Below are 18,609 nucleotides of genomic sequence, written 5' to 3' on the forward strand. Positions count from 1 at the left end.
CCCTTGGCCGGCAGCCCGGAGTGGGAGCGTTTCGGATCCGCCTGTCACCCCATTCTGCCCGCCCCACCACCCCGATGGCGAGGGGCTGTTGGGACACTCTGCGGGGTGCACCCCGGACCGCGCACGCTCTCAGGGCCGATCGAGCCGCAGCCGCTCCGCCCGCGGCAGGCCCGCGACCACCAAGTCGTACGAGTCCTCGATGAGCTCCCTGACCTGCCGGTCGGCGAGTCCCGCGTCGACCGTGACCGTGTTCCAGTGGCGCTTGTTCATGTGCCAGCCCGGCACGATCTCCGGGTGCGCGGCCCGCAGCCGGTCGGCGATGTCCGGCTCACACTTGAGGTTGACGGTGAGGGGACGTCCGTCGAGGGCCGTGAGCGCGAACATCTTCCCGGCCACCTTGAAGACCGAGGTCTCCGGGGTGAACGGGAACTCCTCCACCACACCGTTGAAGGAGAGGCAGAAGGCACGCAGCCGTTCGGGCGTCACGCGGACTCCCGGGCCTTCGCCTCGTCGCCGTCGGCCGCGACGGGCTCCACGAGCACCGTCATGATGCGGTTGCGGCGGCCCGCCGCGGACTCCGCGGTGAGCTTCAGCTCCCGCTCGTCGGGCAGCGGCACGACCGCTGAGGCGCCCGCGATCGGCACGCGCCCCAGCTGCTTGGCGAGCAGACCGCCCACGGTCTCCACGTCCTCGTCGTCGAACTCGTCGAACCCGAAGAGCTCGCCCAGGTCGCCGATGTCGAGCCGTGCCGTCACGCGGTAGCAGCCGTCGGCCAGCTCCTCGACGGGCGGCAGCTCGCGGTCGTACTCGTCGGTGATCTCGCCGACGATCTCCTCCAGGATGTCCTCGATGGTGACGATGCCCGCCGTACCGCCGTACTCGTCGATCACGACGGCCACGTGATTGCGCTCCTGCTGCATCTCGCGCAGCAGGTCACCGGCGTTCTTCGTGTCGGGCACGAAGGTCGCGGGGCGCATCGCCGTCGACACCAGGTCGGACTCGCTGTCGCGGTTGATGTGCGTCTTGCGGGCCAGGTCCTTCAGGTACACCATGCCGACGACGTCGTCCTCGCTCTCCCCCGTCACGGGGATGCGCGAGAAGCCGGAGCGCAGCGCGAGGGTGAGCGCCTGGCGGATGGTCTTGAAGCGCTCGATGGCGATCAAGTCGGTGCGGGGCACCATGACTTCGCGTACGAGCGTGTCGCCGAGCTCGAAGACGGAGTGGACCATGCGCCGCTCCTCGTCCTCGATGAGCGACTCCTTCTCGGCGAGGTCCACCATCGCGCGCAGCTCGGCCTCGGAGGCGAACGGGCCGCGCCGGAAGCCCTTGCCGGGCGTGAGCGCGTTGCCGATGAGGATCAGCAGGGGCGGGATCGGGCCCATGACGCGGGCCAGCGGCAGCAGGATGTACGCCGCGGCGGTGGCCGTGTTCAGCGGATGCTGGCGGCCGATGGTCCGCGGGGAGACCCCCACGGCGACATAGCTGACCAGGACCATCACACCGATGGCGACCGCGAGCGCCTGCCAGGTCTCGTCGAACTCCTGTAGGCACGCGTACGTCACCAGGGCCGCCGCGGCCATCTCGCACACCACCCGCACGAGCAGCGCCACATTGAGATAGCGGGTCGGGTCCGCGGCGACCTGCGCGAGCTTCGCGCTGCCGCGGCGCCCGGAGCGGGCGGCCTCCTCCGCGCGGAAGCTGGAGACCCGGGCGATGCCCGCCTCGGCGCACGCGGCGAGCCAGGCCACGACCACGAGGGCCACGGCACCGGCGATCATCTGAGGGCTCATGGCGCTACGAGACCGTGGGCGCCGGGGACTCCCCGGTCAGGCCCTGCTCCGCGCGCCAGCCGTCGACGATCGCGGCCTGCAGACCGAACATCTCGGCCTTCTCGTCGGGCTCCTCGTGGTCGTACCCGAGCAGGTGCAGCACTCCGTGGACGGTCAGGAGCTGGAGCTCCTCGTCCATGGAGTGCTGCGTCGGGGCGTCCTTGCCCTGCTGGGTGGCGACCTCGGGGCAGAGCACGATGTCCCCGAGGAGGCCCTGCGGGGGCTCGTCGTCCTTCATGGGCGGCCGCAGCTCGTCCATCGGGAAGGACATGACGTCCGTCGGGCCCGGCAGGTCCATCCACTGGATGTGCAGCTGCTCCATGGCGTCGGCGTCCACGACGATCACCGAGAGCTCGGAGAGCGGGTGGATGCGCATCCGCGCGAGGGCGTAGCGGGCGATGTCGAGGATCGCCTGCTCGTCGACCGCGGTCCCGGATTCGTTGTTGACGTCGATCGACATGGTGGTGCTTGTCTACTTCCCGTCGCGGCTGTCGTGCTTCTCGTACGCGTCGACGATACGGCCGACCAGCTTGTGCCGGACCACATCGTGCGACGTGAGCCGCGAGAAGTGGATGTCCTCCACGCCGTCCAGGATGCGCTGCACCTCGCGCAGGCCGCTCTTCGTGCCGCCCGGCAGGTCGACCTGGGTGACGTCACCGGTGATGACGATCTTCGACTCGAAGCCGAGGCGGGTGAGGAACATCTTCATCTGCTCGGCGCTGGTGTTCTGCGCCTCGTCGAGGATGATGAACGCGTCGTTCAGCGTCCTGCCGCGCATGTACGCGAGCGGGGCGACCTCGATCGTCCCTGCCGCCATGAGGCGCGGGATGGAGTCCGGGTCAAGCATGTCGTGCAGGGCGTCGTAGAGCGGGCGCAGGTACGGGTCGATCTTCTCGTAGAGCGTCCCGGGCAGGAAGCCGAGCCGCTCGCCCGCCTCGACCGCGGGCCGGGTCAGGATGATGCGGTTGACCTGCTTGGACTGCAACGCCTGCACGGCCTTGGCCATGGCGAGGTACGTCTTGCCCGTACCGGCGGGGCCGATCCCGAAGACGATGGTGTGCTTGTCGATCGCGTCGACGTACCGCTTCTGGTTGAGGGTCTTGGGGCGGATGGTCCGGCCGCGGGACGAGAGGATGTTCTGCGTGAGGACCTCGGCGGGGGTCTCCTCCGCGCCGTTGCCGTTCTCGTCCGCCCTCAGCATGGCGATCGAGCGTTCCACTGCGTCCTCCGTCATCGGCTGCCCGGTGCGGAGCACGAGCATCATCTCGTCGAACAGGCGTTGGATGAGAGCGACTTCGTGGGCGTCGCCCACGGCGCTGATCTCATTTCCCCGGACATGGATGTCGGCCGCCGGGAAGGCCTTCTCGATCACCCGCAGCAGGGCGTCGCCGGAGCCGAGCACCGTCACCATCGGATGGCTGGCGGGAACGGTGAAGTGGGCTCGGGCCTGCTTCTGCGCGTCGGTGTGAGTCGTGGGTGTCTGAGTCATGGGCCGGCTCTGAAGGCCTGCTCATCCTCCTCGTGCGGGGCTTGGTGGCCGCGTGACAGCCTTGCTGCCTCAAGAGTACGACGGGCCACCCTGTCGCCCGTAGGACTTTTCGCGGCGGACCCGCCCGCACGCCCCTCCCCCGCCGCCCACGGCCACGCCCACCGCTACGCCGACCTGAACCCGATGGTGGGCACCGCCCGCCGCAGCGGCCACGGGCGGGTCGCCGACGGAAGCAGGCCGTCCAGGAAGGCGTACCTGCGCAGGGCCAGCGGATCCTGGTCCTCGACCTCCCGCACCCGGCGCCACCAGGCCCCCACCTCCGCCCACCCGGGCGCCGAGAGGGACCCGCCGAACTCCTGGACGGAGAGCGCCGCCGTCAGGCCCGCGAAGGCGAGCCGGTCCGCAAGCGGCCACTCCGCGAGCGTCCCCATGACGAAGCCCGCGACGAAGACGTCGCCCGCCCCGGTCGGGTCGAGCGCCTCGACCGCGATGGCCGGGACCTCGGCGGTCTCGCCGGTCCGCCCGTCCACCGCGTACGCGCCCTCCGCGCCCAGCGTCACCACGGCCAGCGGCACGTGCTCGGTGAGCGCGCGCGCCGCGGCCCGCGGGCACGAGGTGCGCGTGTAGCGCATCGCCTCCTCCGCGTTCGGCAGGAACGCCTCGCAGTGCGCCAGGTCGGCGAGGCCCGCGAGGTCCCACCGCCCGGTGTCGTCCCACCCGACGTCGGCGAAGATCCGCGTGCCGCTCCGGGCGGCCTGCGCGATCCAGGGGGCCTGGGTGCCGGGCGTCAGCGAGGCGACGGCGGCACGCGCGCGTGGCGGGCAGGACGGGGCGCCCCCGTCCGGCGCGCCGGCGTCCGGCGGCGGCTCGTGGCCGTGGCTGACCATGGTGCGTTCGCCCTCGTACGCCATGGAGACCGTCACCGGCGAGTGCCAGCCGGGCACGGTCCGCGACGGCGTGAGGTCGATGCCCTCGCCCTGTTCGAGGGCGTCCCAGCAGTACTCCCCGTAGTGGTCGTCCCCGAAGGCGGCGGCGAGCGACGTGTGCAGGCCGAGCCGGGCGAGCGCGGTCGCCATGTTGGCGACGCCTCCTGGGCTCGACCCCATGCCGCGCGCCCAGGACTCGGTCCCGCGCACGGGCGCGGAGTCGAGCCCGGTGAAGATGATGTCGAGGAAGACCGTGCCGGTGAGGTAGACGTCGCAGTCCGGATCACCGGCTCTGCGGGCCGCCTTCAGCGGGTCGATGGTGGGCTTTACGGGTACGACCATGCAGGCAACGTAACGGACGGGCCCTACCAGCGCGGCACGGACGGGGTCTCCCACGCGGGGTCGGCCACCCGCATCGCCGCCGCGTCGTCCCGCTCCCGCAGCGCGCGGAAGTCGTCGTCGAGCCAGCGCGCGTGCAGCGCCGCGAGCGCCACCCGGTCGAGCTCGACGCCGAGGCCGGGGGCGTCGGTGACGGCTACCTTGCCGTCCACGAACCGCAGCCGCGAGGTCAGCACGTCCTCGGCCTGCCACGGGTAGTGCGCGTCGCAGGCGTGGTCGAGTCCTGGCACGGTGGCCGCCACGTGCGTCATCGCGGCCAGGCTGATCCCCAGGTGTGTGTTGGAGTGCATCGACACGCTCACGCCGAACGTCCGGCACACCGCGGCCAGTTCACGGGTGCGCCGCAGCCCGCCCCAGTAGTGGTGGTCGCAGAGCACCACCTGGACCGCCTTCTTCGCGAAGGCCTCCGGTATCTCCTCGAAGGTCGTCACGCACATGTTGGTGGCGAGCGGCACGCGCGTGCCCGCGGCGACCGCCGCCATCGCGGGCGTGCCGAGCGCCGGGTCCTCCAGGTACTCAAGGACGTCGCCGAGGTCGGCAGCGACCTTCAGCGACGTCTCCACGGACCAGGCGCCGTTGGGGTCGAGACGCAGCGGCAGTCCGGGGAACGCCTCGGCCAGGGCGCGGATCGCGGCGACCTCCTCGTCCGGCGGGAAGACGCCGCCCTTGAGCTTGAAGGAGGTGAAGCCGTGGCGCTCGGTGAAGAGCCGGGCCTGGGCGACGATCCCGGCGGGATCCAGGGCCTCCCCCCAGGAGTCGGCGCCCTCGGCACCGGGGTGGGCGGCCCACTTGTAGAACAGGTACGCGCTGTACTCGACGGCGTCGCGCACCTTGCCGCCGAGCAGCGCGTGCACAGGCAGCCCGAGCGACTTGCCGAGCGCGTCCAGGCACGCGACCTCGAACCCGGAGACGACGGAGAGCCGCAGCTTGTCGGCGGTCTGCACGCCGCGCAGGCCGCCGACGTCCACGGATGCGTCGATCCGTGCGGCGTCGACGGCCACGTCGTCCGCAAGTGTGAACAGCCCGTTCAGATCGGACACGTCGTGCCCGACGAGCCGCCCGGCGAACGGCCGGGCGAGCTCCAGGTACTTCGAGTCCCCGTACGTCTCCCCTATGCCGGTCACCCCACCCGCGGTGACCACCTCAATGATCAGGCGGGGCGTATAGGGCTGGTGAACGCCCTGGGTGTTGAGAAGCGGCGGATCGGCGACGAGGACGGGCGTGAGACGAACATCAGTGATGACGAGGCTGCCGGAGCGCTGTCCATACATGAGAACGGAGACTAAATACGCGAACGAGCGCCGTCAATGGGACGGTTCCCCGAGCCCCATAAGGGGCTCGGGGAACCGCGAAAGGGGCGCGGGGAACGGCGCGACCAGCCACAGCGGCCCCGCAGCCGCATCACCGCCCCCGTCAGCGCACCGTCAGAGTTCCGCCTCGATCAGATCCGCCGCCCGCCGCGCACCGCCCGCCGCACGCGCCTCCGCCTTCAACTCGGCGGACCTGCGCGCCACCTCGGGGTCCGAGGTCAGCGCCAGCAGCGCGTCCCGCAGGACGTCCGCCGTGGCGGCCCCCGTGTCGACGCGCCGCGCGACGCCGAGCTCCACCAGCCGGTCCGCGTTCATCGGCTGCTCCGCGCCCTGCGGCACCGCGATCATCGGGACACCGCAGAAGAGCCCCTCGGAGCTGCTCCCCATGCCCGCATGGGTGACGAACGCGTCGGCCTGCTCCAGGATCGCCAACTGCGGCGCCCAGGAGCAGACTTCGACGTTCGCCGGGAGGTCGGCACCGAGCTCCGCGGGATCCACGTGCTTGCCGATCTGCAGCACGACGTGCCAGCCGGGAAGGTCACCGAACGCGGCCACGCAACTCCGGTAGAACTCCGGCTGCACGGTGTACGCCGAGCCGAGCGAGACCAGGAGCACTTTCTCGGCGCCCTCGGGCCGCGCCCAGCTCTCCTTCCGCGCACGGTCGCCGAAGCAGGGCCCGACGAAGTCGACCCGGTCGGCGTCGACGGTGTCGGCGTGCGGCTGCATGGCCCGCGGGATGGTGGCGAGGGCCCGCGGCGGCACGCCGGAGAATTCCCCGACGTCCAGCGTGGTGGCCCCGCTCCCGGCGAGCCACTCCTTGAAGCGGGCCTCAAGGACGTCGGCGCCCGGCAGTTGGGCCACGGCCGCGCCGACGTCCTCCTGGTAGCTGCCCCAGGCGACGAAGGTCGGCGACAGCTGGACGAGCGGCCTGCCCTGCGCCTCGGCGAGCGCACGGGCGACGTACGCGCCGATGTCGTACAGGTACAGGTCGGCGGGGTCGCCGTCGTACGCCGCGTGGAGCCGCGGAAGCAGCGCCACCGCTTCGTCGAGGAAGAGCGCGCTGGCCTCGATCGGGTCCTCGGGCCAGATGTTGTCGCGGAACGGGAGCGTCGAGTCGTACGGGACGAGTTCGGCGCCCGTGGGTTCGATCAGCCCCGCGGTGGCCGGGTCGTTGGCGTACGTCACGCGATGGCCGCGCGCCACCAGTTCACGGATGACCTCAAGAGTGGGCAGCACATGGCTGACCATCGGGACGCCGATCATGGCGATGTGGGCGCGGCGACGGGAGAGACGTCGGGATGACATGAGAGTTCCTTCGCGTACAGAAAGCTACGGGTGTGGACACGACGGCCCGCCGCCACGGCCCCGGAAAGGGGCGGGCGGGGGCCAGAGGGCCGTGTCAGCCGTAGATCTGCGCGATGGTGTCCATGGACGGGACCGTAACCCGTCACCCGGCCGTCAGTCGAACGAATAAGCCTCGACCTCGGCGAGGTACCGCGCCCGCAGCGCCTCGTCCGCCGCGTCCCGGTCCAGGAAGGACGCCTCGAAGGAGTTCCGCGCGAGCGTGCGGAGGCGCTCCTGGTCGAGCCCGAGGGCCTCGCGCACCGCGTGGAAGGTGTCGTCGACGTACCCGCCGAAGTAGGCCGGGTCGTCGGAGTTGACCGTGCACATCAGACCGGCGTCGAGCATCCGGGCCAGCGGGTGGTCCTCCAGCACGTCGATGGCGCGCAGCCGCACGTTCGACAGCGGGCAGAGCGTGAGCGGCACGCGGTCGCGGACCAGGCGCTCCACCAGCTGCGGGTCCTCCATGCAGCGCAGCCCGTGGTCGATGCGCTCGACGCGCAGGACGTCAAGGGCCTCCGTGATGTACGCGGGCGGGCCCTCCTCACCCGCGTGGGCGACGAGCCGCAGGCCGCGGGCGGCGGCCGCCTCGTACACCTTTTGGAACTTGGCGGGCGGGTGGCCGACCTCGGCCGAGTCGAGGCCGATGCCGATGATGCGGTGGAGGTGGGGCTCGGCGGCCGTCAGGGTCTCCAGGGCGGAGTCGGCGGACTGGTCGCGCAGGAAGCACATGATGAGCCGCGTGGAGATGCCGTGCCGCTCCTCGCTGCGGTCGAGCGCGCGGCAGAGGCCCTCGACGACGGTGCCGATGGGGATGCCGCGCGCCGTGTGCGCCTGCGGGTCGAAGAAGATCTCCGCGTGCCGTACGCCCTGTTCGGCGGCGCGGGCGAGGTAGGCGTCCGCGAGCTCCTCGAAGTCGGCCTCGGTGCGCAGCACGGCCATCAGGCGGTAGTAGAGGTTCAGGAAGGTCTGGAGGTCGTCGAAGAGGTAGGCCTTGCGGAGCTCTTCGGTGTCGGCGTAGGGCAGTTCGACGCCGTTGCGCTCGGCGAGCGCGAAGGCGAGCTCGGGTTCGAGGGTGCCTTCGATGTGGAGGTGGAGTTCGGCCTTGGGGATCGGCATGGTGCGGTCTCGCTCAGTTCGGGGGGGGGAGAGTGGTTCAGTTCCGCTGGGGCGTTCAGTTCCGCTTGGGCGTTCAGTTCCGCTTGGGCAGGGGGACGCGGGTCAGGTCGCGGGCGATGGTGAGTTCGCCGTCGAAACCGGCGGCGCGGGCCTGCCGCTCGTAGGCGGACGGGTCGGGGTAGCGCTGGCTGAAGTGGGTCAGCACGAGGTGGCGCACGCCGGCGCCGGTCGCCACGCGGGCGGCCTGGCCCGCGGTCAAGTGGCCGTGGTCGGTGGCGAGTTGTTCGTCCTCGTCGAGGAAGGTCGACTCGATGACGAGCATGTCGCAGCCCTCGGCGAGCGCGTACACGCCGTCGCAGAGCCGGGTGTCCATCACGAAGGCGAAGCGCTGCCCGCGCCGCACCTCGCTGACCTCGTCGAGCGTCACGCCACCGAGGCCGCCCTCCTTCTGGAGCCGCCCGACGTCGGGGCCCGCGATGCCGTGCTCGGCGAGCAGGCGCGGCAGCATCCGGCGACCGTCGGGCTCGGTGACGCGGTAGCCGTAGGACTCCACCGGGTGGGAGAGCTTCCGCGCGTCGAGGGTGTACGAGGGGGTGACGGCAAGCGGCCCGTCCGCGGCGACCGGCGCCTGCGTGAGGCGCACCGTCTCGCGGTAGGCCGTCGCGTACCGCAGGCGCTCGAAGAAGTGCTCGCCCGAGGCCGGGTAGTGGGCGGTGACGGGGTGCGGGACGCGGTCGAGGTTGATGCGCTGGATCACCCCGGCGAGGCCCAGGCTGTGGTCGCCGTGGAAGTGCGTGACGCAGAGGCGGTGCAGGTCGTGGGCGGCGACCCCGGCGCGCAGCATCTGTCGCTGCGTGCCCTCGCCGGGGTCGAACATGATGCCCTGGCCGTCCCAGAGCAGGACGTAGCCGTTGTGGTTGCGGTGCCGGGTCGGGACCTGGCTGGCGGTGCCGAGCACCACCAGTTCTCGTACGGACAAGAGGGGTCGGCTCCGCTATCCGGGGGGCCACTGGAGGCCGCGGCCGCCCAGGACGTGCGCGTGCGCGTGGAAGACGGTCTGGCCCGCGCCGGTGCCGGTGTTGAAGACGATGCGGTAGCTGTCGGCCTTCTCCTGAGCGGCGACCTCGCCCGCCTCCCGCAGCACGTCCGCGGCGATCCGCGGCTCGGCGGCGGCCAGCGACGCGGCGTCCGGGTGGTGGACCTTGGGGATCACCAGGACGTGGGTCGGCGCCTGCGGGTTGATGTCGCGGAAGGCCACGGTCGTCTCGGTCTCCCGCACGACGGTCGCCGGTACGTCGCCCGCGACGATCTTGCAGAACAGGCAGTCGCTTTGCGCTTCGCCCGCCATGGGCCGCCTCCTAGAACGGAACCATCAGTACGTTCGGCATGCTATCGGCCCCGTGCCGAGGAGCCGGGACTAGGGCCTCGCGCCCGGCAGGTCCGGCGCCGCCTTCGCCGGGTGCTCCGCGAGCGCGGCGAGGGCAAGGCGGATCGCCTCGTCCAACTGCGGGTCGCGGCCCGCCGCGTAGTCGTCCGGAGTGGTGACGACCTCCACGTCGGGATCGACGCCGTGGTTCTCGACGCGCCACTCCTCGCCCTCCAGCCAGAACGCGTACTTCGGCTGCGTCACCAGCGTCCCGTCGACGAGGTGGAAGCGGCTGTCGATGCCGACCACGCCGCCCCACGTGCGCGTGCCCACCACGGGCCCGATGCCGAGCGCCCTGATCGCCGCGTTGACGATGTCGCCGTCGGATCCGGAGAACTCGTTGGCGACGGCGACGACGGGGCCGCGCGGCGCGTCCGCGGGGTAGCTGAGGGGTCGCGAGCCCCGGGGCAGGTCCCAGCCGACGACGCGGCGCGCCAGCTTCTCCACGACGAGCTGCGAGGTGTGCCCGCCGCGGTTCTCCCTGACGTCCACGACCAGCCCCTCGCGGGCCACCTCGACGCGCAGGTCGCGGTGGATCTGCGCCCAGCCGGGGGCCTGCATGTCGGGCACGTGGAGGTAGCCGAGGCGGCCGCCCGAGCGTTCATGGACGTACGCCCGCCGGTCGGCGACCCAGGCGTGGTAGCGCAGCGGCTCCTCGTCGTCGACGGGGATCACCACGGCGTGCCGCGCGTCGCCGCCGCCGGCCGGCGAGATCGTCAGCTCGACGGGCTTGTCCGCGGTGCCCACGAGCAGCGGTCCCGGGCCTGTGACCGGGTCGACGGTCCTGCCGCCCACCTCGACGACCGCGTCACCGGGACGGACCGCGACGCCGGGCGCGGCGAGCGGCGACTGCGCGGACGGGTCGGAGGTCTCCGAGGGGAGAATCCGGTCGATGCGCCACAGGCCGTCCGCGCCGCGCGAGAGGTCCGCGCCGAGGAGCCCCTGCCGGTGGGCGGTGCCCGAGGCGCCGGGGACGACGTAGGCGTGCGAGGTGCCGAGCTCGCCGTGCACCTCCCACAGCAGGTCGACGAGGTCGTCGTGGGTGGCGACGCGGGCGAGGACGGGGCGGTAGCGCTCCAGGACGGCGTCCCAGTCGACGCCGCCCATGTCGGGCCGCCAGAAGTTGTCCCGCATGAGGCGGCCCGTCTCGTCGTACATCTGGCGCCACTCGGCGGCCGGGTCGACGGTGTGCCGGACGCGGGAGAGGTCGACGGTGATGTTCGAGTCGCTGTCCTCGTCGCCGGAGGCGCGCCGGTCGCCGGGGACGACCTTCAGCTTGCCGTCGGTCCACAGCAGGACCCGCTTGCCGTCGCCGGTGACGGCGAAGTGGTCGGCGTCCGCGGCCAGTTCCTCGACGCGGTGCTGGGCGAAGTCGTACCGCTCCAGTTCGGTCTTCGGGTCGGGGTCGTGCGGGGTGGCCCGGGAGGCGCCGAGCACGCCGCGCACCGGGTGGCGCAGCCAGAGCAGGCCGTCCTTGGCGGCGCGCAGCGTGCTGTAGCGGGCGGCCTCGACGGGGAACGGGACGATGCGGTCGGCGAGTCCGTCGAAGTCGATGCGGGTGACGGGCGCGCCCTCGCTGTCCGGCGTCTCGGCGCCCGCGCCGTCCTGCGCCTCGAAGGGCCTGCCGTGCCGCTGCGGGCCGAAGGGCGAGGGCGTGGTCGCGGCGAGCGTGATCAGGTACGGCCGGGAGCCGCCGACGAAGGCGAGGTCGAAGACGTGCGCGTCGTAGACCGGGTCGAAGGCGCGCGCGGAGAGGAAGGCGAGGTGCTTGCCGTCGAGGGTGAACGCGGGCGCGTAGTCGCGGAAGCGCAGCGGGGTCGCCTCGGACACCGACAGGTCGGCGGTGTTGGCGAGCTTGAGCTGGCGCAGCGGCCGGGGGCCGGGGTGCGACCAGGCGAGCCAGGCGGAGTCGGGCGAGAAGACGAGCCCGGTGGCGTCGCCGTCGTCGCTGCGGTCGACCTCGCGGACCTCGCCGCTCTCCCGCTCGACGAGCAGGACCCGGCCGTCGTGCGAGGCGACGGCGGCGCGGGAGCCGTCGGGGGACATGGCGAGCGCGAGGACCCGGCCGAGCTGTCCCGCGGCGAGGCGGCGGGGCGTGGCGCCGGGCGCGGGCCCGGTGGCGGGCGCGAACTCCAGGGCCTCGTCGCCCTCCGCGTCCGTGACCCACACGACGTGTTCCTCGCCCGCCACGCGGAAGGTGCGGGGCAGCCGGGCGCGCACCCCGTGCTCGGCGGCGAGCGCGCGGGACGGTCCTTCGCGGTGCGTGATCCAGTGCACGGAGCCGCGCACGGAGACGGCGCTGCCGCGTCCGGTGTGGTCGGGCGCGGCGGCGCCGAACCAGCGGGCCGCGGCGACGGGATGCGGCTGCAGATCGGTGCGCTGGCCGCCCAGGCGGATGTCCAGGCGGCGCGGCTCGGCCTCCGCCAGGTCGTCGAGGAGCCAGAGTTCACCGGCCGACGCGTAGACGACGCGGGTGCCGTCGGTGGCAGCGTGGCGCGCGTAGAACCCGTCGACCGGGGTGTGTCCGCGCAGGTCGGAGCCGTCGGGCAGCGAGGAGTAGAGGGCGCCCACCCCCTCGTGGTCACTGAGGAAGGCGATGCGGCCGTCCACCCAGAGCGGGTACTCGATGTTCCCGTCCAGCTCTTCGTGGACGCGTACGAAGGGTGTCACTTCGTCCCCGTCCGGCCGCCGGATCCACAGCTTCCCCGCGGTGCCGCCCCGGTACCGCTTCCACCGGGCGGCCTCGCGGCCCATCGGGGCCGAGAGCAGCAGGACCTGCCCGTCGGGCCCGTGCGCCACGTCGCCGACGATGCCGTACGGCAGGGTGGCCGCGGGGCCGCCGTCGAGCGGCACGGCCCGCGCCCAGGAGCGGCGCAGCGAGGCCTGTCCCTCCGTGCTGACCGCGAGGACCTGGCCCTCCGGCGTCCAGCCGCGCACGGCGGTCTGCCAACTCCCCCAGTAGGTGAGGCGCTTGGAAGGACCGCCGTCCAGAGGCGCGACGTGTACCTCTGGGGCTCCGTCGCGGGTGGAGGTCCAGGCGACGGTCGTGCCGTCCGGGGATATCCGTGGGTGGTTGACGGGCATGTTGTCGGCGCTGACCCGCCAGGCCCGCCCCCCGTCGAGGGGTGCGACCCAGACGTCGTCCTCGGCCGTGAAGGTGGTCAACTCGCCGTGGATGTGCGGGAACCGGAGATATGCGGTGTGCGCTGCCTCTGTCACGACGTCCACCCTAGGCAGCCGCCGAGCCGGCCGACAGCGGTTTGGATCACTTGCCGGGCAGGCAGTTGCAGGTCGGTCCGGGCGGTGGGTCCGCGGTGACGGTCACGGTGACGGTGGTGGTGGGTCCGGGGCGGGGCTGTTCGTGGGAGGGCGGCGGCCGGTGCGAGGAGGCCGGATCCGACGGCTTGCCGCCCCCTCCCCCATCCCCATCGCCGTCGTCCCCATTGCCGTCGTCCGCGTCGCAGTTGCCCAGCACGTCGACGCGGAACCACTGCTTGCCGCCCACCCGCGCGGTGAGGCTGCCGCGGACGCAGTTCCCGTCGACCACGGAGCGGACCCTGCCCTTGATGGTGATGTCCTTGCCGCCGTCGGTCTCGCCCTGGCAGTCCACCTCGGCCACCGCGTCGGACGACGCGGACCTGCCGCGCGGTGTCACCCTGTCGCCGAAACTGGCGGTACAGCTGAGCCACGCCACGTCGGCGTGCTGCCGCTCCAGCTCTTTCGTCCCCATCTCGTCGGTGGTGAGCGCGACCGCGGAGGTGTTCATCTCCCCGTCCACGGGGTCGCACGCGGTGACGCCGAGCGCGGCGGCGCCGACGAGTGCGACGGCGTACAACGAAGTCGTACGCCGTGTCGCCACGGACCGGCCGCGTACCCGTCTCAATGCCCCCATAGGCGGCAGAGTGCCACCGCACACCCCGGTGCGGTAGACCGCTTGCGGCCATCCGCGACGCGCCGGGTCGGTCCGCCCCGGTCCGGGGCCGCCGTCAGGCGCGCAGCAGCAGCCACTCCTGAAGCTCCACCAGGTTCCCCTCGGGGTCCTTGAGATGGGCCACCCGCATGCGGTCCGTCAGCGGCGCGGGGCCGTGGGTGAGCTCGGCGCCCCGGTCGATGATCTCCGCGCAGTACGCGTCCAGGTCGTCGACCCGCAGCACCACCAGTGAGCGGTGTCCGGCCACCGACCCGGCCACCTCGCCGAGCAGCCCGGCCATCATCGCCCGGTCCTGCAGCGCGATGCCCGCGGAGCCCGCGGCGGGGCTGAACTTCTCGTACGGTCCTTCCTCGGCGCCCGACTGGGGCTTGAGGCCGAGGACCTCACCGTAGAAGCGGTAGCAGGCGGGAAAGTCCGTGACGAGCAGCCGGACTTGAGCGAGTTCCAAGGCGTCCTCCGTTGGGGTGTCAGGACCAGCGGCCGGTGCGGCCGAGGAGCAGCGCGGTCGCCGCGGTCCCGGCCGTCGACGTACGCAACACACTGCGCCCAAGGCGGTACGGCTTCGCGCCCGCCCCGCCGAAGGCCGCCAACTCGTCCGGCGAGACGCCCCCCTCGGGCCCGACCACCAGCACGATGTGCCCGGCTTCCGGGAGTTCCGCGGTGGCCAGGGGCTCGCTGCTGCCCTCCTCGTGCAGGACGGCCGCGAAGTCGGCGTCCGCGAGGAGGGCGGCGACCTGCTTGGTCGACGCGGCGTCGGCGATCTCGGGGAAGCGGACCCGGCGCGACTGCTTGCCCGCCTCGCGCGCGGTGGCCCGCCACTTGGCGAGCGCCTTGAGGCCGCGGTCGCCCTTCCACTGCGTGATGCAGCGCGAGGCGGTCCACGGCACGACGGCGTCGACGCCGGTCTCCGTCATGGTCTCCACGGCCAGTTCACCGCGGTCGCCCTTGGGCAGGGCCTGGACGACGGTGATACGAGGCGATTCCGCCGCCTCCTCGGTCACGGAGTCCAGGTCGAGCACAAGGCGGTCCTTGCCCTCGGTGCCGAGGACCACGCCCCGCGCCCAGCGCCCGGCGCCGTCGGTCAGCACGACGTCCTCACCGGCGTGCAGCCGCTTCACGGAGACGGCGTGCCGCCCCTCGGACCCATCCAACACGTAATGCCTGTCGGCGCCCGCGGTGAAGGCCTCGACGACGAAGACAGGGGCGGTCACGCCTCGCCCTCCGATGACGACGCCGTCTTCGCCCTCGCCTCGGCCAGCTCGGCGGCGAGCACCTCGACGAGCTGTCCGGCGGGCAGTTCCCGGGCGAGCCGGTGGCCCTGCCCGGCCCAGAGCGCCATGGCCTGCGCGTCCCCGGCCTTCGCCGCGGCCTTGCGCAGGCTGCTGGTGAGGTGGTGGACCTGCGGGTAGGCGGCGGGGGCGTAGGGGCCGTGCTCGCGCATGAAACGGTTGACGAGGCCGCGCGCCGGGCGCCCGGAGAACGCCCGGGTCAGCTCGGTCCGCACGAACAGCGGATTGGTCATGGCCTGCTTGTGCAGGGGGTTCGCGCCCGACTCGGGGGTGACCAGGAACGCGGTGCCGAGCTGTGCCGCGTCCGCGCCTGCCGCGAGGACGGCGGCGATCTGCGCGCCCCGCATCAGCCCGCCGGCGGCGACGAGCGGAATCTGCACGGTCTCGCGGACCTGCGTGATCAGGGAGAGCAGCCCGATCCCGGCGGCGTCGGTCTCGGGGTTGTCCCGGTGGGTGCCCTGATGGCCCCCCGCCTCGATGCCCTGCACACACACCGCGTCGGCACCGGCCCACTGCGCGGCCTGGGCCTCTTCGGCCGTGGTGACGGTGACGACGGTCATGGTACTGACGCGCGCGAAGGCGTCGAGGACGTCGCGCGTGGGGCAGCCGAAGGTGAAGGAGACGAGCGGCACGGGGTCGTCGAGCAGGATCGCGAGCTTGGCGTCATACCCGTCGTCACGCCCGCTGTCCGGGTCGCCGAGCTGCGTCTCGTACCAGGTCGCCTCGCCCGCGAGCTGATTGCGGTAGACCTCGATGGCCGCGGGGTCGGCGGAGTCGGGCTGCGGCATGAAGAGATTGACGCCGAAGGGGCGCGAGGTCAGCCCCCGCACCTGTTTGATCTCCTGGTACATCCCGTCGGCGGTCTTGTACCCGGCGGCGAGAAACCCGAGCCCACCGGCTTCGGCGACAGTCGCGGCCAACTGCGGGCCGGAGGCACCGCCCGCCATGGGGGCCTGCACGATCGGATGGCGGCAGAGATCGGTCAGTGCGGAGGACATGCACGCATCGTGCCACGCCCCTCACACGGCCCCGAACCGCACCCGGCGTTACGCCCGCCGACCAGTGCGGGTCGTGGGGGTTGCTCGCGCAGTTCCCCGCGCCCCTAAGGGGGCCGCGCAGCGGCCCTTCAGGGGCGCGGGGAACTGCGCGGCCAGCCCCCACGACCCGCAGGAGGGAGCAAACGCAAAGCCCCCCCGGCACGGGGACAACCCGCACCGAAGGGGGACCAGAACGAAGACACCGCTCCAGGCGCTACCGCCCGTTGAACGCATCCTTCAGGCGAGAGAAAAGCCCCTGCTGCCCCGGCTGGAACTGCCCCGTGGGCCGCTCCTCACCCCGCATCTGCGCCAGCTCCCGCAGCACCCGCTCCTGCTCGGGATCGAGCTTCGTCGGGGTGAGGACCTCGACGTGCACGATGAGGTCTCCGCGACCGCCGCCGCGCAGGTGCGTGATGCCACGGCCGTGCAGCGGCACCGACTGGCCGGACTGCGTGCCCGGCCGGATGTCGATCTCCTCCATGCCGTCGAGCGTCTTCAACGGCACCTGCGTGCCGAGCGCGGCCGCCGTCATCGGAATGGTGACGGTGCAGTGCAGATCGTCGCCGCGCCGCTGGAAGACCTCGTGCGGCAGCTCGTGGATCTCCACGTACAGATCGCCCGCGGGGCCGCCGCCGGGGCCGACCTCGCCCTCGCCCGCGAGCTGGATCCGGGTGCCGTTGTCGACACCGGCCGGGATCTTCACGGTGAGCGTCCGCCGCGACCGGATGCGGCCGTCACCGGCGCACTCGGGGCACGGCGTCGGGACGACGGTCCCGAAGCCCTGACACTGCGGGCACGGCCGCGAGGTCATGACCTGACCGAGGAAGGACCGCGTGACCTGCGACACCTCACCGCGACCGCGGCACATGTCACACGTCTGAGCGGACGTCCCCGGCGCGGCACCCTCACCGCTACAGGTCGTACACACCACAGCGGTGTCGACCTGGAGGTCCTTGGTGGTCCCGAAGGCGGCCTCTTCGAGGTCGATCTCCAGACGGATCATGGCGTCCTGGCCGCGACGCGTGCGCGAGCGCGGCCCGCGCTGCGACGCCGTCCCGAAGAACGCGTCCATGATGTCGGAGAAGTTGCCGAAGCCACCGGCGCCGAAGCCACCCGCGCCTCCGCCGCCGCCCGCCTGGGACAGCGGGTCGCCGCCGAGGTCGTAGACCTGCTTCTTCTGCGGGTCCGACAACACCTCGTACGCGGCGTTGATCTCCTTGAAGCGCTCCTGAGTCTTCGGATCCGGATTCACATCCGGGTGAAGCTCTCGCGCAAGCCTCCGGAAGGCCTTCTTGATTTCGTCCTGGGAAGCGTCGCGGCGCACGCCGAGTACGGCGTAGTAGTCCGTGGCCACTTACGACTCCGCCAGGATCTGTCCGACGTAACGTGCCACTGCGCGTACTGCTCCCATCGTTCCCGGATAGTCCATGCGGGTCGGTCCGACCACGCCGAGCTTGGCAACTGCCTCGCTGCCCGAACCGTAGCCGACCGAGACCACGGAAGTAGAGCTGAGTCCCTCATGGGCGTTCTCATGACCGATCCGTACGGCCATGCCCGAATCCTGCACCTCTCCAAGCAACTTGAGGAGCACGACCTGCTCCTCAAGGGCTTCGAGGACGGGCCGGATAGTGAGGGGAAAGTCATGTCCGAAGCGGGTGAGATTGGCGGTTCCGCCGATCATCAGCCGCTCCTCGGTCTCCTCGACCAGAGTTTCGAGGAGGGTCGCGAGGACCGTCGAGACGGTGCCGCGGTCCTCGGCCTCGAAGGCCTCCGGCAGGTCCTGCACCAGTTGCGGCACGTCCGCGAAGCGACGGCCCGCGACCCGGCTGTTCAGCCGTGCCCGCAGGTCCGCGAGCGCGGTCTCGCCGAACGGCGCGGGACAGTCGATCATGCGCTGCTCGACCCGGCCGGTGTCGGTGATCAGGACGAGCATCAGCCGCGCGGGAGCCAGCGCGAGCAGCTCCACGTGCCGCACCGTCGACCGCGTGAGCGACGGGTACTGCACCACGGCGACCTGCCGCGTCAGCTGCGCGAGCAGCCGGACCGTGCGCCCCACCACGTCGTCGAGGTCCACGGCGCCGTCGAGGAAGTTCTGGATGGCCCGGCGCTCGGGCGCCGTCATCGGCTTGACGCCCGCGAGCTTGTCGACGAACAGCCGATAGCCCTTGTCCGTCGGGATGCGCCCCGCGCTGGTGTGGGGCTGGGCGATGAACCCTTCCTCCTCCAGCGCCGCCATGTCGTTGCGCACGGTGGCCGGGGAGACCCCGAGCCGGTGCCGCTCGGTCAGGGCCTTGGAGCCGACGGGCTCCTCCGTCCCGACATAGTCGTGGACGATGGCGCGCAGCACTTCGAGCCTGCGTTCATTGAGCATCGCGCACACCTCCAACTGTCTCCGTCACGACGGGCCCCGATCGTCCCCCGAGCCCCCGCCTGGCACTCACCGTGCGGGAGTGCCAGCCTTTCAGAAGGTCAGTGTACGGCCGTCGGGTACGGGCCCGGCAAGGGCGGACCCC

17 protein-coding genes are annotated in these 18,609 nt (G+C 72.1%); all 17 read right to left on the minus strand.

All coding sequences use genetic code 11. The annotated features are described in order from the left end of the window. Window positions 1-129: 129 nt before the first annotated feature. The 17 genes from ABZ953_RS02250 to hrcA all read right to left on the minus strand — a co-directional run bounded on the left by ABZ953_RS02250 (window position 130) and on the right by hrcA (window position 18,467). The gene (locus tag ABZ953_RS02250) at window positions 130-486 is read right to left on the minus strand and encodes an MmcQ/YjbR family DNA-binding protein (RefSeq protein ID WP_361715228.1); all 357 of its coding nucleotides are present in this window, start codon (window positions 484-486) and stop codon (window positions 130-132) included. Continuing rightward, on the minus strand, window positions 483-1,790 hold the full coding sequence (locus ABZ953_RS02255) for a hemolysin family protein (protein WP_361715231.1): 1,308 nt from the start codon (window positions 1,788-1,790) through the stop codon (window positions 483-485). Before ABZ953_RS02255 ends, ABZ953_RS02250 begins: the two co-directional genes overlap by 4 nt. Window positions 1,791-1,794: 4 nt before the next feature. Beyond that, window positions 1,795-2,289, minus strand: coding sequence for an rRNA maturation RNase YbeY (gene ybeY / locus ABZ953_RS02260; RefSeq protein WP_361715234.1), 495 nt, complete (start codon window positions 2,287-2,289; stop codon window positions 1,795-1,797). A 12-nt stretch (window positions 2,290-2,301) separates the two neighbouring features. Further along, entirely contained in the window at window positions 2,302-3,318 is a 1,017-nt protein-coding gene (locus ABZ953_RS02265; RefSeq protein ID WP_361715237.1) for a PhoH family protein, read from the minus strand. A gap of 164 nt (window positions 3,319-3,482) precedes the next feature. Next, complete coding sequence (locus ABZ953_RS02270) at window positions 3,483-4,586, minus strand: PfkB family carbohydrate kinase (RefSeq protein ID WP_361715240.1); 1,104 nt, start codon at window positions 4,584-4,586, stop codon at window positions 3,483-3,485. 23 nt (window positions 4,587-4,609) lie between these two features. After that, window positions 4,610-5,914, minus strand: a complete 1,305-nt coding sequence (locus ABZ953_RS02275; protein WP_361715243.1) for a glucarate dehydratase family protein — start codon at window positions 5,912-5,914, stop codon at window positions 4,610-4,612. Window positions 5,915-6,067: 153 nt separating this feature from the next. Further along, window positions 6,068-7,258: a macrolide family glycosyltransferase gene (locus ABZ953_RS02280; protein WP_361715246.1), complete on the minus strand. Its 1,191-nt coding sequence runs from the start codon at window positions 7,256-7,258 to the stop codon at window positions 6,068-6,070. Window positions 7,259-7,411: 153 nt separating this feature from the next. Continuing rightward, a complete protein-coding gene (locus ABZ953_RS02285; protein ID WP_361715249.1) occupies window positions 7,412-8,413 on the minus strand; it encodes an adenosine deaminase in 1,002 nt (333 codons plus the stop codon). 73 nt (window positions 8,414-8,486) lie between these two features. Continuing rightward, window positions 8,487-9,392, minus strand: coding sequence for a ribonuclease Z (locus ABZ953_RS02290; protein WP_361715252.1), 906 nt, complete (start codon window positions 9,390-9,392; stop codon window positions 8,487-8,489). A 15-nt stretch (window positions 9,393-9,407) separates the two neighbouring features. Then, window positions 9,408-9,761, minus strand: a complete 354-nt coding sequence (locus ABZ953_RS02295) for a histidine triad nucleotide-binding protein (protein WP_361715255.1) — start codon at window positions 9,759-9,761, stop codon at window positions 9,408-9,410. Between the two features lie 69 nt (window positions 9,762-9,830). Next, window positions 9,831-13,058, minus strand: coding sequence for a S41 family peptidase (locus ABZ953_RS02300; protein WP_361715258.1), 3,228 nt, complete (start codon window positions 13,056-13,058; stop codon window positions 9,831-9,833). A 46-nt stretch (window positions 13,059-13,104) separates the two neighbouring features. After that, window positions 13,105-13,698: a hypothetical protein gene (locus tag ABZ953_RS02305; protein WP_361715261.1), complete on the minus strand. Its 594-nt coding sequence runs from the start codon at window positions 13,696-13,698 to the stop codon at window positions 13,105-13,107. 127 nt (window positions 13,699-13,825) lie between these two features. Then, on the minus strand, window positions 13,826-14,218 hold the full coding sequence (locus ABZ953_RS02310; RefSeq protein WP_361715264.1) for a VOC family protein: 393 nt from the start codon (window positions 14,216-14,218) through the stop codon (window positions 13,826-13,828). 19 nt (window positions 14,219-14,237) lie between these two features. Beyond that, the gene (locus ABZ953_RS02315; protein ID WP_361715267.1) at window positions 14,238-14,981 is read right to left on the minus strand and encodes a 16S rRNA (uracil(1498)-N(3))-methyltransferase; all 744 of its coding nucleotides are present in this window, start codon (window positions 14,979-14,981) and stop codon (window positions 14,238-14,240) included. Then, window positions 14,978-16,057, minus strand: coding sequence for a nitronate monooxygenase (locus ABZ953_RS02320; protein ID WP_361715270.1), 1,080 nt, complete (start codon window positions 16,055-16,057; stop codon window positions 14,978-14,980). The genes ABZ953_RS02315 and ABZ953_RS02320 overlap by 4 nt, the downstream gene beginning before the upstream one ends. A 253-nt stretch (window positions 16,058-16,310) precedes the next feature. Then, entirely contained in the window at window positions 16,311-17,450 is a 1,140-nt protein-coding gene (gene dnaJ, locus ABZ953_RS02325; RefSeq protein WP_361715273.1) for a molecular chaperone DnaJ, read from the minus strand. Next, window positions 17,451-18,467, minus strand: a complete 1,017-nt coding sequence (gene hrcA / locus ABZ953_RS02330; RefSeq protein ID WP_361715276.1) for a heat-inducible transcriptional repressor HrcA — start codon at window positions 18,465-18,467, stop codon at window positions 17,451-17,453. Window positions 18,468-18,609 lie beyond the last annotated feature (142 nt).

Source organism: Streptomyces sp. NPDC046465 (assembly GCF_040646035.1).
Lineage (GTDB): Bacteria > Actinomycetota > Actinomycetes > Streptomycetales > Streptomycetaceae > Streptomyces.

Coding starts and splice junctions, on each gene's coding strand:
- ybeY (WP_361715234.1), bottom strand. CDS start 2,289: ATGTCGATCGACGTCAACAACGAATCCGGGACCGCGGTCGACGAGCAG.
- ABZ953_RS02255 (WP_361715231.1), bottom strand. CDS start 1,790: ATGAGCCCTCAGATGATCGCCGGTGCCGTGGCCCTCGTGGTCGTGGCC.
- ABZ953_RS02265 (WP_361715237.1), bottom strand. CDS start 3,318: ATGACTCAGACACCCACGACTCACACCGACGCGCAGAAGCAGGCCCGA.
- ABZ953_RS02275 (WP_361715243.1), bottom strand. CDS start 5,914: ATGTATGGACAGCGCTCCGGCAGCCTCGTCATCACTGATGTTCGTCTC.
- ABZ953_RS02295 (WP_361715255.1), bottom strand. CDS start 9,761: ATGGCGGGCGAAGCGCAAAGCGACTGCCTGTTCTGCAAGATCGTCGCG.
- ABZ953_RS02285 (WP_361715249.1), bottom strand. CDS start 8,413: ATGCCGATCCCCAAGGCCGAACTCCACCTCCACATCGAAGGCACCCTC.
- ABZ953_RS02280 (WP_361715246.1), bottom strand. CDS start 7,258: ATGTCATCCCGACGTCTCTCCCGTCGCCGCGCCCACATCGCCATGATC.
- hrcA (WP_361715276.1), bottom strand. CDS start 18,467: ATGCTCAATGAACGCAGGCTCGAAGTGCTGCGCGCCATCGTCCACGAC.
- ABZ953_RS02320 (WP_361715270.1), bottom strand. CDS start 16,057: ATGTCCTCCGCACTGACCGATCTCTGCCGCCATCCGATCGTGCAGGCC.
- ABZ953_RS02270 (WP_361715240.1), bottom strand. CDS start 4,586: ATGGTCGTACCCGTAAAGCCCACCATCGACCCGCTGAAGGCGGCCCGC.